14 protein-coding genes are annotated in these 12,465 nt (G+C 39.0%); 8 read left to right on the forward strand and 6 right to left on the reverse strand.

The window, feature by feature from the left end:
• Nucleotides 1-8: 8 nt before the first annotated feature.
• Nucleotides 9-848, forward strand: coding sequence for an amino acid ABC transporter substrate-binding protein (locus tag HT734_RS04755; protein WP_173277121.1), 840 nt, complete (start codon nt 9-11; stop codon nt 846-848).
• A 60-nt stretch (nt 849-908) separates the two neighbouring features.
• Here the strand turns inward: HT734_RS04755 and lysS are convergent, their stop codons facing one another.
• From lysS to HT734_RS04780, 5 genes are all read right to left on the reverse strand, one after another.
• Complete coding sequence (gene lysS, locus HT734_RS04760) at nt 909-2,399, reverse strand: lysine--tRNA ligase (protein ID WP_000102449.1); 1,491 nt, start codon at nt 2,397-2,399, stop codon at nt 909-911.
• A gap of 136 nt (nt 2,400-2,535) precedes the next feature.
• Nucleotides 2,536-3,153 carry a histidine phosphatase family protein gene (locus tag HT734_RS04765; RefSeq protein WP_033680476.1) on the reverse strand — a complete coding sequence of 206 codons (618 nt, stop codon included), beginning with the start codon at nt 3,151-3,153 and terminating at the stop codon, nt 2,536-2,538.
• Nucleotides 3,153-3,635: an aminoacyl-tRNA deacylase gene (locus HT734_RS04770; RefSeq protein ID WP_033680475.1), complete on the reverse strand. Its 483-nt coding sequence runs from the start codon at nt 3,633-3,635 to the stop codon at nt 3,153-3,155. Before HT734_RS04770 ends, HT734_RS04765 begins: the two co-directional genes overlap by 1 nt.
• Nucleotides 3,635-4,477 (reverse strand): DUF368 domain-containing protein, encoded by an 843-nt coding sequence (locus HT734_RS04775; RefSeq protein WP_173277119.1) that lies wholly within the window; start codon nt 4,475-4,477, stop codon nt 3,635-3,637. The genes HT734_RS04770 and HT734_RS04775 overlap by 1 nt, the downstream gene beginning before the upstream one ends.
• Nucleotides 4,478-4,571: 94 nt before the next feature.
• On the reverse strand, nt 4,572-5,372 hold the full coding sequence (locus HT734_RS04780; protein ID WP_173277117.1) for a glycoside hydrolase family 25 protein: 801 nt from the start codon (nt 5,370-5,372) through the stop codon (nt 4,572-4,574).
• Nucleotides 5,373-5,526: 154 nt separating this feature from the next.
• On the opposite strand from HT734_RS04780, the gene glmU reads away from it, so the two are divergent.
• The 7 genes from glmU (at nt 5,527) to HT734_RS04815 (ending at nt 11,531) form a co-directional block, all read left to right on the forward strand.
• Complete coding sequence (gene glmU, locus HT734_RS04785) at nt 5,527-6,906, forward strand: bifunctional UDP-N-acetylglucosamine diphosphorylase/glucosamine-1-phosphate N-acetyltransferase GlmU (RefSeq protein ID WP_173277115.1); 1,380 nt, start codon at nt 5,527-5,529, stop codon at nt 6,904-6,906.
• Nucleotides 6,907-6,915: 9 nt separating this feature from the next.
• A complete protein-coding gene (locus HT734_RS04790; protein WP_061759823.1) occupies nt 6,916-7,461 on the forward strand; it encodes an NUDIX hydrolase in 546 nt (181 codons plus the stop codon).
• Nucleotides 7,462-7,472: 11 nt separating this feature from the next.
• Entirely contained in the window at nt 7,473-7,784 is a 312-nt protein-coding gene (gene macP, locus HT734_RS04795; protein WP_061759824.1) for a cell wall synthase accessory phosphoprotein MacP, read from the forward strand.
• A 16-nt stretch (nt 7,785-7,800) separates the two neighbouring features.
• Nucleotides 7,801-8,493, forward strand: coding sequence for a 5'-methylthioadenosine/adenosylhomocysteine nucleosidase (locus tag HT734_RS04800; protein WP_061759825.1), 693 nt, complete (start codon nt 7,801-7,803; stop codon nt 8,491-8,493).
• A gap of 76 nt (nt 8,494-8,569) precedes the next feature.
• The gene (rocS, locus tag HT734_RS04805; RefSeq protein WP_000021242.1) at nt 8,570-9,061 is read left to right on the forward strand and encodes a chromosome segregation protein RocS; all 492 of its coding nucleotides are present in this window, start codon (nt 8,570-8,572) and stop codon (nt 9,059-9,061) included.
• A 107-nt stretch (nt 9,062-9,168) separates the two neighbouring features.
• On the forward strand, nt 9,169-9,759 hold the full coding sequence (locus tag HT734_RS04810) for a 3'-5' exonuclease (RefSeq protein ID WP_061759826.1): 591 nt from the start codon (nt 9,169-9,171) through the stop codon (nt 9,757-9,759).
• Nucleotides 9,760-9,767: 8 nt separating this feature from the next.
• Nucleotides 9,768-11,531 carry a glycerophosphodiester phosphodiesterase gene (locus tag HT734_RS04815; protein ID WP_061759827.1) on the forward strand — a complete coding sequence of 588 codons (1,764 nt, stop codon included), beginning with the start codon at nt 9,768-9,770 and terminating at the stop codon, nt 11,529-11,531.
• A gap of 420 nt (nt 11,532-11,951) precedes the next feature.
• Here HT734_RS04815 and HT734_RS04820 read toward each other — a convergent pair whose 3' ends face one another.
• Nucleotides 11,952-12,383: a DUF6556 family protein gene (locus HT734_RS04820; RefSeq protein ID WP_061759828.1), complete on the reverse strand. Its 432-nt coding sequence runs from the start codon at nt 12,381-12,383 to the stop codon at nt 11,952-11,954.
• Between the last annotated feature and the right edge of the window lie 82 nt (nt 12,384-12,465).

A 12,465-nucleotide genomic window follows, 5' to 3' on the forward strand; every position in this document is an offset into this window, starting at 1 on the left:
AGGTGCCGATGACTAATAAGAAAATTGCTTTAGTATTGGTTTCTCTCCTGACTCTCTTTTTAACAGCTTGTACTCAGAAGGCTAGCGATCCAAAGCAGGATAACTGGGATAAGTATCAAGAGCAGGGAACGATTACTATTGGTTTTGACAATACCTTTGTTCCCATGGGTTTTGAAGAAAAGAATGGGCAATATACAGGCTTTGATATTGACTTAGCAGAAGCTGTCTCTGAAAAATTAGGTTTTAAGGTTCAATTTCAGCCAATAGACTGGGATATGAAGGAGACGGAACTGCAGAATGGAACCATAGACGCTATTTGGAATGGCTATTCTGCCACTGATGAACGCCGAGAAAAGGTTGCCTTTAGCATTCCATATATGGAAAATCAGCAGGTTCTGGTTGCTAAGAAAAGCCAGCAAATTCGTTCAGTAGAGGAGATGAAGGATAAGACCTTGGGAGCCCAAGCAGGTTCCTCTGGTTATTTAGACTTTGAAGCTCAGCCAGACTTACTGAAAAATCGTGTTCAAGACCAGAAGGCCAATCAATACCAGAGTTTCAATGAAGCCTTGATTGATTTGAAGAATGATAGAATTGATGCCTTGTTGATTGACCGAGTGTATGCTAATTATTACCTCCAGTCTGAAGGGATATTAAATGACTATAATGTCTTTTCAGCAGGATTTGAAAGTGAATCTTTTGCAGTCGGAGTCAGGCCTGCTGACAAAAGATTACTCCAAGATTTAAACCAAGCCTTTATCGCACTATACCAAGAAGGTAAGTTCCAAGAAATCAGACAAAAATGGTTTGGAGAAGATGTAGCAACCAAAGAAGTGAAAAGTAGAGATTGAGTTTTTCCTCAGTCTCTTTTTGCATCAAAAATCCCCTGGCAAGTACCAGAGGATAAGAGTTTATTTCATTGTTGGGAAGAGCAATACATCACGGATAGTAGTTGTATCAGTGAGGAGCATGCAAAGACGGTCGATACCGATTCCCAAACCACCTGTTGGTGGCATACCGTATTCAAGGGCTTCAATGTAGTCGTAGTCGATTCCTGTCGCTTCATCGTCACCAAGTTCTTTGGCTTTAGCTTGGGCTTCAAAACGGCTAAGCTGGTCGATTGGATCGTTGAGCTCAGTAAAGGCATTACCGTACTCCTTAGTCATGATGAAGAGTTCGAAACGGTCAGTAAAGCGCTCATCTTCAGGATTTTTCTTAGCAAGTGGAGATACAGCTACTGGATGTCCATAGACAAAGGTTGGTTGGATTAAAGTTTCTTCAACAAACTCTTCAAAGAAGGCGTTGATAATGTGGCCAACTTCAGTGTAGTGTTTTTCAACAGGGACTTTCTTCTCAGCAGCGATAGCTTTGGCTTCTTCAAAAGTCATGTCTTTCCAGAAATCGACACCTGTAATTTCCTTGATAGCATCCACCATATGAACACGTTTAAATGGTTCATTGATTTTGATTTCAGTACCTTGATAGTTAACTGGACCATCGCCTTTAACTGATTTAGCAGCGTGTTGGATAATACCTTCAGTCAAGTCCATGATATCTTGGAAGTCTGCATAAGCTTGGTAAACTTCGATAGAAGTAAACTCAGGGTTATGAGTAGCATCCATTCCTTCGTTACGGAAGATACGGCCGATTTCATAGACACGCTCCATACCACCAACGATAAGGCGTTTTAAGTGAAGCTCAGTCGCGATACGAAGCACCATGTCAATGTTTTGAGCGTTGTGGTGAGTGATAAACGGACGAGCAGCAGCACCACCAGCTTCGTTATGAAGAACAGGTGTTTCCACTTCAAGGAATCCTTTTTGATCAAGGTAACGACGGATTTCAGAGATGATTTTTGAACGAGTAACAAAGCGTTCAAAGCTTTCACGGTTTGAAATCAAATCAAGGTAACGTTTACGGTAAATAGTTTCAACGTCTGTTAAACCGTGGAATTTCTCTGGAAGCGGACGAAGGGCTTTGGACAAGTGAGTGATATGTGTAGCCTTGATAGAGAGTTCTCCCATATCTGTACGCATCACTTCGCCTTCGACACCAAGGAAGTCTCCTAAGTCAGCCTTTTTAAAGATTTCGTAGTTTTCTTCACCGACAGCATCTTTACGAACGTAGATTTGAATCTGGCCTTCGCGGTCTTGAAGGTGGGCAAAACCTACTTTACCTTTACCACGTTTGGTTACCAAGCGTCCTGCGATAGTAGCTGTTTCGTTTTTATCATGTAATTGTTCTTTATCGAGATCAGCATATTTATCTTTTAATTCTTGTGAATTTGCAGTGCGTTCAAAGCGTTTTCCGAAAGGATCGATTCCTTGTTCACGGAGCGCAGCCATTTTTTCACGGCGAACGATCTGCTGGTCATTTAGTTCTTCCATATGTTCTGTTGACATGGGATCCTCCTAGTTTTACTCAAAATTGAATACGATGAGTCATTTTTTGCGATACTCCCATTTTATCATAAATATCCAAGAAATTCACGGATAATCTTTAAAAACTAAAAAGAACTTGACACTAAAATCAAGTTCTTTATTGATAAGAGGTATCATTCCACGTATCAAGAGTGAATTTTTCAAAATCATGGGTTTCTAAAATTGTTAGGCTGGCATTTGCTAGACCGCCATCTTTACGAAGAAGTGGCTCTTTATAACCTAGAAGAGTACGAAGACTGGCAGTAAGATTGGCGCCGTGACCGACAATTAGAATACGCTCAGCTGGACTATCTTTGAGTGATTTGATAAATTGGATGGTTCGTTGCGTGGTGCTATAAAGGGATTCAGCTCCGAACATTTGAGTGTCAAATTTAGCAAGATTAGATCGGAAAGCTTTGATTTGTTGCGGATAAATAGCTTCCAAGGTTGCAATTTTCAAACCTTCCAACTTACCCAGCTGCCATTCACGAAGATTAGGAACACTTTCTAAAGGACAGGGAGTCTGGAGTTGACTTTGGATAATCTCGGCAGATCTGACCGCTCGAGGTAAATCACTTGAATAAATCTGATTAAAAGGAACATCCTTGAGATACTGGCCAAGTTGTTTTAGGGTGTCAATGGATTCAGGAAGAAGGGGAGAGTCTCCACTGGCACCTTGAAAGCGTCCTTCTTGGTTCCAGACTGTACGACCGTGGCGGACAAAGTAGAGTTTCATTACTTGCTGTCCTCCAAGATATCTACAAAGTCAGCCTTTACAAAACTAGCCAAGTCTTGTGGTGCGACGATAATGCTGTGACCAACTTCGCCTGCAGAGACAATCATTTGATCCAAGTCTAGAGCAATCTTATCGATAAAAATGGGGTAATTGTGTTTCTGACGAATGCCAACTGGATTATTGGCTCCATGAATGTAACCAGTTGTTTTTTCCAAGTCCTTTTGGGGAATCATGCTCACTTTTTTATTGCCAGAAATTTTAGCTAGTTTCTTTTCAGACAAGTGTTGGGTGATAGGGACAATTCCGATAATCGGTCCTGTCTTGTCTCCCAAAAGAGCCAAGGTTTTAAAAATCTGATTTCGTTCATAGCCTTGAGGAAGCTCTCCTTCCAGGGCATTGATTTGAATCCCCTGATGTGGGATACCTGCTTTGGACAGGATTTGTTCCACCAATGTTTTTTTGACTTTAACTTTTTTTGCCATTATTTATACTTATCCTCCAATTGGCTCATCCAAATACCAAGCCAGATTCCCAGTGCAAAGAAGAAGGCGATGATGACATAACCGACAAGAGAAATACCGGTGTACTGGATACTTTCAGCATTTCCTGCATTTGGAATCAAGATCAAAAGGGTACTTGATAGGACGATACCGATGATGAAATGATAGACACGTGAGTGGTAGTTGTTTAAGGCATAATCCATCAATTTTGAAAAAATGATGAGAGTTGCACCAGCACCGATTCCAATCGGGAAGAAGGTTCCCAAGAGGTCAAAGGTTTTAAAACCAGTCAACATAGGAGCGTAGAGTCCCAAAATCAAAAGTAGGTTTGATGGACTGAGGCCCGGAACTAATACGCCAAGAGCCAGCAGTGCACCTGCTAGGACGAAATTAAGAAAGTTGGCACTTAAGGTTCCAACGACAAAATTTAAGGCATAGAGTCCTAATCCAGAAATGATAAAGGTTGTCCAGAACCAAGCCAAATCAATCTTGTCTCGGTCAGATTCTCGAGTTGATTCTTTGAGGAGGCTAGGAACTGTACCAATGATGGCACCCGCGAAGCTCCATAAGACAAAGACCTGATAATTTTCAAGTAGGTATTCAATCGGGTAGGAAAATAAGCCGATTCCCAGAAGCATACCGATGGCAACTGGAATAAAGTACAAAACATTTTCTTTAAAGTCTTTAAAGGGGTGGGCCAGAAAGCCAATCATCCGTTCATATATTCCTAAGATTGCTGCTAGAACCCCTCCCGAAATTCCCGGTAAGATAAATCCAAGAGCAATCACAATTCCTTTAATAACACGTGCTAACCATGAGAACATATACTTCCTCCAACTATTTCTATTTCAAAAAATCCTTACTATATTGTATCACAATCAAACACAAAAAGAAAAAGCAAATGCTACACAAATGCTTTTAAGGTTTTAAAAAGAGTTTTCTAAAGGTTTCTTCTTTGTTTTTTAAGGAAGAGATGACGTTGATATCCAAATCGTGGTCAAAGCCGGCAATTTTTCCTTTAGAAGTGTACTGGTGGATATCGTAATCTAAGTCCGTATTAGGTTTGGTTTCGAAAAATCCAGTATTTGATCCATAGGAGGGAATCCAAACAGACGTAAACTTGCCTGTATCAATACTGTGTTCTTTCATGAAATAGACACCAATGTAGATTCCGATATTTTTAGCACCAAGTGATTCTAGCTTTGCTCGAAAGGCTTCAACACCTTCGTTCATATTAGACATGGTTTTTTCTTCCACATCTAGCCAATAGTAACTAGGGCTGTATGGTGAAGAGGCGTTATAGAATACTTCAGCGGCTTTTTCCATTTCTTGGACATTTTTTCCAGCTAAATAAGCATAGACACCAATTGGGACATTTCGTTTTTGAAACTCAGTAATATGAGTTTTAAAGGCCTTATCTACCCCATTAACAAAGGCAGCATCGTTCTCTTTGGACGTTTGAGCGCCACTATGGACGCGAACAATAGCTCCAGAAATGTTTTGGGACAGAGTATCGTAATTAATTTCCTCAGGACGCTGCCAACCAGAAACATCAATTACCGGTTTATCTATATTGTGTAGCGCTTGTGTTTCTACTTGCGCAATATTTGACTTTGTTTTTACAGGATGGTCCTCAAAACGAGGGCGATTCAGGATTAAAATGAAAATCATAACCCCAAAAAAACCAAATAAAATAAGCGGATTAAATTTCTTTCTCATATTTCATCATTTTACCTTAAAAATGAAAAAAAATCAAAAATAATACTCAAAAAATGGGTTAAGAAAGGACTTTAGAGCATTTTTTCATTCAAGGGCGCGGAATGATTTGAAATATGGTATAATAAAAGGGAATTTCTAGAGAAAAGAGAAGATTATGTCAAATTATGCCATTATTTTAGCAGCGGGTAAAGGGACTCGCATGAAATCTGATTTGCCAAAAGTTTTGCACAAGGTTGCGGGTATTTCTATGCTGGAACATGTTTTCCGTAGTGTGGGAGCTATCCAACCAGAAAAGACAGTAACAGTTGTCGGACACAAGGCAGAATTGGTTGAGGAGGTCTTGGCTGGACAGACAGAATTTGTGACTCAATCTGAGCAGTTAGGAACGGGTCATGCAGTTATGATGACAGAGCCTATTTTAGAAGGTTTATCAGGTCACACCTTGGTCATCGCAGGAGATACTCCTTTAATCACAGGTGAAAGCTTGAAAAACTTGATTGATTTCCACATCAATCATAAAAATGTGGCTACTATCTTGACTGCTGAAACAGATACTCCTTTCGGCTATGGACGAATTGTTCGTAATGATAATGCTGAAGTTCTTCGCATTGTTGAGCAGAAGGATGCTACAGATTTTGAAAAGCAAATCAAGGAAATCAACACTGGAACATACGTCTTTGACAACGAGCGTTTATTCGAGGCTTTGAAAAATATTAATACCAATAACGCTCAAGGTGAATATTATATTACAGATGTCATTGGCATTTTCCGTGAAGCTGGTGAAAAAGTTGGCGCTTATACTTTGAAAGATTTTGATGAGAGTCTTGGTGTAAATGACCGTGTAGCTCTTGCGACTGCTGAGTCGGTTATGCGTCGTCGCATCAATCATCAGCACATGGTCAATGGTGTTAGCTTTGTCAATCCAGAAGCAACTTATATCGATATTGATGTCGAGATCGCTCCTGAAGTTCAAATTGAAGCCAATGTTATCTTGAAGGGGCAAACGAAAATTGGTGCTGAGACTGTTTTGACAAATGGAACGTATGTAGTGGATAGCACTATCGGAGCAGGAGCTGTTATTACCAACTCTATGATTGAGGAAAGCAGTGTTGCAGACGGTGTGACAGTCGGTCCTTATGCCCACATTCGTCCAGGTTCAAGTCTAGCTGCCCAAGTTCATATTGGAAACTTTGTTGAGGTGAAAGGTTCTTCAATAGGTGAGAATACCAAGGCTGGTCATTTGACGTATATCGGAAACTGTGAAGTAGGTAGCAACGTTAATTTTGGTGCAGGAACCATTACAGTCAACTATGACGGCAAAAACAAATACAAGACAGTTATTGGCAACAATGTTTTTGTTGGTTCAAATTCAACCATTATTGCGCCAGTAGAACTTGGTGACAATTCCCTCGTTGGAGCTGGTTCAACTATTACTAAAGATGTTCCAGCGGATGCTATTGCTATTGGTCGTGGTCGTCAGGTCAACAAAGACGAATATGCAACACGCCTTCCTCATCATCCTAAGAATCAGTAGGAGCCTATCATGGAATTTGAAGAAAAAACGCTTAGCCGAAAAGAAATCTATCAAGGACCAATATTTAAACTGGTTCAAGATCAGGTTGAATTACCAGAAGGCAAAGGAGTTGCCCAACGGGATTTGATTTTCCATAACGGAGCTGTCTGTGTTTTAGCAGTAACGGATGAGAAAAAACTTATCTTGGTCAAGCAGTATCGCAAAGCTATCGAGGCTGTCTCTTACGAAATTCCAGCTGGAAAACTGGAAGTAGGAGAAAATACTGACCCTGTTGCAGCAGCTCTGCGTGAACTGGAGGAAGAAACATCCTATACAGGGAAATTAGAACTCTTGTACGATTTTTATTCAGCTATTGGCTTTTGTAATGAGAAGTTAAAACTATACCTAGCCAGCGATTTGACAAAGGTGGAAAATCCGCGTCCGCAGGATGAGGATGAAACCTTGGAAGTCCTTGAAGTGAGCCTAGAAGAAGCTAAGGAATTAATCCAATCAGGTCATATTTGTGATGCCAAGACAATTATGGCTGTTCAATATTGGGAATTGCACAAAAAATAGAGGAGGTTAGTATGGGTAAACCTTTATTAACGGATGAAATGATTGAAAGAGCTAATAGAGGCGAAAAAATTTCGGGTCCTCCTTTACTAGATGATGAGGAAACCAAGATTTTACCAACCTCTTCTTCCTATTTTGGTTATGCCAATCCAAAGGATCATGGTTTTAGCCAGGAAACCTTGAAGATTCAGGTCGAACCGTCTATTCATAAAAGCCGTCGCATTGAAAATACCAAGAGAAATATCTTCAATTCTAAATTGAATAAAATCTTATTTGCAGTCATCTTTCTCTTGATTTTGCTTGTCTTAGCAATGAAACTTTTGTAATAGAAAAGGAATTGAAATGAAAATAGGAATTATAGCTGCTATGCCAGAAGAACTGGCTTATCTGGTCCAGCATTTAGACAATGCCCAAGAGCAAATTGTTTTGGGGAATACCTATCATACAGGAACCATTGCTTCGCATGAAGTCGTTCTCGTAGAGAGTGGAATTGGTAAAGTCATGTCTGCTATGAGTGTGGCGATTTTGGCTGATCATTTCCAAGTGGATGCTTTGATTAACACAGGATCTGCTGGGGCAGTAGCAGAGGGTATTTCTGTTGGAGATGTTGTGATTGCTGACAAATTAGCCTATCATGACGTGGATGTTACAGCTTTTGGATATGCTTATGGACAAATGGCGCAACAACCGCTTTATTTCGAATCAGATAAAACTTTTGTTGCTAAAATCCAAGAAAGTTTATCTCGATTGGACCAAAAATGGCATCTTGGATTGATTGCTACAGGAGATAGTTTTGTTGCAGGAAATGATAAGATAGAAGCGATTAAGTCCCATTTCCCAGATGTTTTGGCTGTTGAGATGGAGGGGGCAGCTATTGCTCAGGCAGCGCATGCCCTTAATCTTCCAGTCTTAGTCATCCGAGCTATGAGTGATAATGCCAACCATGAAGCAAACATCTCTTTTGATGAGTTTATTATCGAAGCTGGACGTCGCTCTGCCCAAGTCTTATTAGCCTTTTTGAAGGCTTTAGATTAAGCGAAAATTTGACAGTTTTTCTAGCTTATGATAAGATTTAAGTAAAGAAAAGCTAGAAAACGTTTCAGAGGATATTATGAGTATTGAAATGACCGTCAGTGAGATTGCAGAGGTCTTAGGATTATCTCGCCAAGCAATCAATAACCGTGTCAAAGAATTACCAGAAGAAGACACAGATAAAAATGACAAAGGGGTAACAGTAGTTACTAGAAGCGGCTTGATTAAGCTAGAAGAAATCTATAAAAAAACGATTTTTGAAGATGAGCCTGTCAGTGAAGATGTCAAGCAACGTGAACTGATGGAGATTCTAGTTGATGAGAAGAATGCAGAAATTCTCCGTCTTTATGAACAATTAAAAGCCAAGGATCGTCAGCTATCAGAAAAAGATGAGCAGATGCGCATCAAAGACCGTCAGATTGCTGAGAAAGACAAACAACTAGATCAGCAGCAACAATTGACTCTTCAAGCCATGAAGGATCAAGAAAATCTCAAGCTAGAGCTGGACCAAGCAAAAGAAGAAGTCCAATCCACTAAGAAAGGCTTTTTTGCTCGTTTATTTGGAGGATAATCAAGGAGCTGTTTAGGTTAAATGCTAACCTGATGGCTTCTTTTGTTTCTAAATAGTATAGTTGCTCAAATAGAATAAGAAGAGAGATAGTAGAAGAGAGGTATAGAATGGAACGATTAGAAGAGTACATTGCTTTTGACTTAGAATTTAATCAGCACGAAGGACAAACACACTTGATTCAAGTATCGGCAGTGCATTTTAGAGATGGACAGGAAATCGATGCCTATGATTCCTATGTTCATATCAATGTACCTCTAAAAAGCTTTATCAATGGTTTGACTGGGATTACGGCTGAGACCTTAAAAGATGCTCCTCCAGTGGAGGAAGTCATAAAAGAATTCCAAGAATTTGTGGGTTCTTTACCGATGGTAGGATACAATGCTGCTAAAAGTGATTTGCCTATTCTAGAAGAACATGGTTTAGACTACAGCCAGCAGTACAAGGTAGATCTGTATGATGAAGCTTTTGAACGTCGGAGTTCGGATTTACACGGTATTTCTAATCTCAAGTTGCAAACTGTTGCTTCATTTCTTGGATTTCAAGGTCAGTCTCATAATAGTTTAGAGGATGCACGGATGACAGCGCGTGTTTACGAGTCCTTCCTAGAGTCGGATCAAGCTAGAGAATTGTTAGAGACAGAAAGTAGTCTTTCAAACAATCCTTTTGGAGGCTTGGACTTGTCTCAATTATTTGACTAGGAGTGCCTATGAAACCTGAAAAACCTAAAAATCTAGGTTTTAAGCAGATATACTTTAATCTAGATAAAATACTTTTTCTATTTTTCTTGACTTTCATGATGATTGAGTTTGTCTGGTTACCATCAAATTCTTGGATTGCTGGACTTTTGCTCCGTCAGACAGGTTATCTCTTTCTATCCTACAACAATATTTTTGCCATTATAACGGGTTCTCCCTTTGTTAGTCTTGCTTTATTTATTCTGGTAATCGTTAATTTACTGATCGCCTATTACCAGATAGGACTTCTCTTTATTGGTGCTCGGCATTTATTATGTCATGAAAAGAGGACCTTGCTGGAGTACAGTCGCAAGGTCTTTCGACAAAGTTTCTTGTTTATGAAGCAAGTCACGCTTGCCAAGATAACCTTTATCTTCTTTTATGTCATGATGCTCTTTCCAGTGATTCGAAAGATTTTAAAGATTTACTACTTAAATAAAATTGTCATTCCGGACTTTATCGTTGATTATGTGGAAGACAAGTATTGGCTAGTAGGTATAGTGGTTACTATTCTAGCTTTACTTCTATTTTATATTTCAGTGCGTTTCATGTTTGCCCTACCTCAGCTTTTATTTGAGAAGAAGACAGTCAAAGAAGCAGTCAGATACAGTCTAGAGAAGACAAGAAAGCACTCCTGGTTTTATATTTGGAACTTGCTTTGGATTGTCGTCAAAACCTACCTATTTTTCATTCTTTTATTGATTCCAATATTAGCAAGTCAGGCACTGATGGATGGTCTGACACATAAGGAATCTCTTGTTCTGGGAATTATCAATTTTGTCTTGATTAAGAATTTTCATTATATAGCCTTGACTTACTTTCTTATTAAGTTTGTTTCCTTCTTAACGGGAGAAGAACTAGAAATTACACCAAGGAGAAAGAAAGACCACTGGATGAGATGGGGAGTGATGGGCTGTGCTTGTATCTTTTTCGCTCTTGAGGGTTATGTTTATTTAGAAGCTCCAGTAGCCAATAAACCTTTAATCATTTCTCACAGGGGAGTATCTAATAAGAATGGTGTGCAAAATACCGTCCAATCACTAGAAAAAACCGCTCAGTTATCTCCAGATTTCGTTGAGACAGATGTTCAGGAAACAAAAGATGGTCAGTTTGTCATGATGCATGATGCCAATATTAAGAATCTGACAGGAGTTAATGCTAATCCACAGGATTTAACTTTGAAAGAATTAACCAAACTTGATATTTCAGAAAATGGTTATCATAGCAAGGTGTCCAGTTTTGATGACTATCTCAATAAAGCCAATGAATTACATCAAAAACTTCTTATTGAGATTAAAACCAGTCGAAAAGATAGTCCAGATATGATGAAACGGTTTATGGAAAAATATGGAACGGTTCTTAAGCAGAATGGTCACCAAATGCAATCCTTGGATTATCATGTGATTGACCAGGTTTTAGCCTACGATACTCAAATTCCAGTCTTTTTCATCCTACCTTATAATAGTATTTTTCCAAGAACCAAGGCTACAGGTTACACCATGGAGTATTCAACTTTAGATGAAAATTTTGTCAACAAGCTTTGGAATACCGATCAGAAATTGTACGTTTGGACCATCAATAGTTCAGAGTCCTTTGATAAATCAGTTCATTTGGGAGCAGATGGCATGATAACGGATGACTTGGAACTGATTCAAGACCAGGTTACCATTGCCCAAGAAGACCCAGAGTATACTGAATTGCTTTTCAAACAGGCTATGGAATTCTTTAATTTTTAGTAAGCAAAAAGAGGTTGAGCAAAAAACCACCTCTAAAATAGCCAAAAAACGACAAAATAGAAACTAATATCTATGAAGTGGTTGAGATAGACTATTTATGTTAGATGTAAAAGGCTTACTAACTTCTGCATGAAGAAGGATTTCGAATATAAGGTAAATGAAAAATGGCTCTTGACCCCCTTTGGGGCAGATGAGAGAGTATTGTTGGCGCGTGCAAAGTTTATGTTAGAGACAAATAAGTTATCACAACATAGCTAGGTTTCAATTTTATGAGTATGAATCTCATAAAATTGGTCAAGAATCTACCCTCTAAAACATCAATTATACAAAAACACAGTCTCTCTTTGGCTTGATTGTGGTCAAGGCAAAGAGAGACTGTGTAGTTTTATTTTTGAGTTAATTTTTTCTTAAATCAAGTGCTTACTGAGGATTGCTTTTATTTTCTGAAGTTGGAGTATTGGGTTGTTTTTCATTTTCAGTGGTAGGTTTACTTGGAGCAGGAGTAGTAGAGTCCTGAGTTGCTGTTTTCTGCTCTTCTTTTTTCTCTTCCTTGACACTAGATTGTGGTGTTTCTTCTTGCGGTGTTTTTTCTTGAGAAGTGTTATTTTCTTTATTGGGACGAGTGTTTTCCTGAGGGGCTTCCTTTTGAATTTCTTTGACAATTGTTGTCGTCTGGCTTGTCGTAGGTTCTTTTTTAGTATTTTTGTTATTATCCAAGGCGTTCATGATAGTGATACTTGCGGTAATCAAGCCAAGGATACTACCAATAGTAGCAACGGTTTTTTGAAAGACTGTAAAGCCTTTTTTGATGTGTTCTGTTTTTGGTTTTGAAGTTCTACGATAATTAGACATACATTCTCTCCTTTAATTAAAATTTATTATACCGCATTTCTTTAAAAAAATCTTAAAAAAAGAGGAATTGCCTATTCTTGTC

Origin of the sequence: Streptococcus sp. k-90 (assembly GCF_013277565.1) — a bacterium.
Lineage (GTDB): Bacteria > Bacillota > Bacilli > Lactobacillales > Streptococcaceae > Streptococcus.